The sequence below is a fragment of the Bradyrhizobium sp. genome (genome assembly GCF_016462955.1).
In the GTDB taxonomy this organism is placed as follows: domain Bacteria; phylum Pseudomonadota; class Alphaproteobacteria; order Rhizobiales; family Xanthobacteraceae; genus Bradyrhizobium.
Map to the genome: position 1 here is coordinate 1 of NZ_JAEMSD010000779.1, position 1,442 is coordinate 1,442.

General features: G+C 57.8%; 2 protein-coding genes. Both read left to right on the forward strand.

Annotation, left to right across the window (positions count from 1 at the left end; all coding sequences use genetic code 11):
• A partial coding sequence (locus tag JHD07_RS38260; protein WP_291631655.1) for a HEAT repeat domain-containing protein occupies positions 1-975 on the forward strand: 975 nt, incomplete at its 5' end.
• 74 nt (positions 976-1,049) lie between these two features.
• Positions 1,050-1,442 (forward strand): hypothetical protein (locus JHD07_RS38265; protein ID WP_291631657.1); only part of this gene is annotated, 393 nt, incomplete at its 3' end.

Below are 1,442 nucleotides of genomic sequence, written 5' to 3' on the forward strand. Positions count from 1 at the left end.
GGCTGGAACAACAAAGACCGCAACAGCTTTTACGATGCGCTGAGCGACGAACAGATCCTCGAGCGCCTTGGCAATTGGTCGCCCGTCGTGCGCGAGCGAGCGGCGATGGCGCTGGGGCGCCGCAAGGATGCTCCCGTGACACCTTTGGTCGAGATGCTCGACTCTCCCAGCCTCGATGCTCGCTATGGTGCCTGTCAGGGTTTGATCTTCCTCCGCGGACGTGGGGCCCCTGCCGTGGATGCCCTGCAGAAGACGCTATCGCACGAAGACATCTGGCTCCGCATCAAGGCGGCTGAAGCGCTGGCGGCCATCGGCGAGCCGGCCACGAAGGCGGTGCCACAACTGCTCGAACTGCTGGCTCGGGAGGATGTAAAGAACGACCCGCGCGGCATGCAGCAGCGCTATCTTTCGTTTGCGCTGTTCGACCATGACGGATTGCTCGGCCGCTCACTGGAAGGCGTGGATCGCCCCGCGCTCTACAAGGCCGTGCGGGCCGGGCTGAAGAATGAAGACGGTCGTGCTCGCGGCAGCATTGGGACGGTCTATCGCCATCTCTCGCTCGAAGAAATCAAGCCTCTGCTGCCTGCCATACACGAGGCGATCGTCCAGCCCGCGCCTAGCGGCGAGATGTTCGCCGATGGGATTCGTGTGGAAGGCCTGCGTCTGTTGTCGCAGTACCACATTGAGGAAGGCATGAACGCTCTGGTGATCTACACCCGCGATCAGAATCCCTGGGAAAGTCAAAATCGCACCCCTGAGCTGATGAAGATTCTTCTCACCTATGGCACCCACGCCAAGGCAGTCATTCCGGAGCTGACCACGATTGCGAACTACTTCGAGAATGATGAGAAAGACTTTCCCCCGCATCTGATGCGCATCAAGGGCGAGAGCGTCCGCGAAACGATCAACGCAATCAAAGCTGCAACGGAATCTCCGAAACTTGTCCGACTCAAAGACGACAAGCGTTCCAAGTGAAAAGCCGAACTGCCGAGCAAAACAGCCACAAACAAGTAGCAACGATGAAAACAAATGCCTTCAGGTATATCATCATGAAATACCTCGCCATATTCCTCATCACGACACTTGTTGCCGCCACCAGCGTGGAAGCGAAACCGCTCAAAGTCTTCATCCTCGCCGGGCAGTCGAACATGGAGGGGCATGCGGAGGTACGCACATTCGACCATATCGGCAAGGATCACCTGACGGCGCCGATTCTCAAGGAGATGCGCAATCCCGATGGAACTTCCCGGGTCTGTGATAGAGTCTGGATGTCGTACTTGACCGGTCCTTATGATGGCAGTGCCAATGGCGAGGGTGTGGGGAAATTGACCGCCGGCTTTGGGGCACGAGGAGATCAACCGACCAAGGATGGCGGCAAGATCGGACCTGAGTTTACCTTCGGCATCTTTATGGCGAAATCGCTGAAGGAGCCGATTCTGATT